Genomic DNA, 422 nt, shown 5'->3' on the forward strand with positions numbered 1-422 from the left:
ACGACAAGGTGTCGTTGCCTTCGCCCCCAATTAGGGTGTTGTGACCATAGCGCGCCACAAGGGTATCGTCCCCTGCACCGCCATCTAGAATGTCATTGCCGTTATAGCCCGCCAGCGAATCATCACCCGCTAAGCCGCGCAAGGTATCGTTATGGCCAGTACCAGTGAGTGAATCATTGTTTTCCGTGCCTTCCACCACCAAGGCTGCGGTATAAATGGCATCCCAATCCATGCTAGAGCCGTCGGCAAATTCAATGCGTTCAATGCGGTACTGCGCATTGGAAAAGGCATTTTCTAAGGTCAGTTGGTCGCCTGTTCGATTGCCTTGAGCATCCAATATGTACACTAGGATATGGCCATTACTTGAGCGAGTGATCGTGATGTTCGCTTTGGTGATCCCTTCACCGAAGACCAGCTTATCA

1 protein-coding gene is annotated in these 422 nt (G+C 51.4%); it reads right to left on the bottom strand.

The features are described 5' to 3' along the window. On the bottom strand, positions 1-422 hold a 422-nt coding region (locus N475_RS25675), incomplete at both ends, for a calcium-binding protein (RefSeq protein WP_282955583.1).

This window comes from Pseudoalteromonas luteoviolacea DSM 6061, from assembly GCF_001625655.1.
Lineage (GTDB): Bacteria > Pseudomonadota > Gammaproteobacteria > Enterobacterales > Alteromonadaceae > Pseudoalteromonas > Pseudoalteromonas luteoviolacea.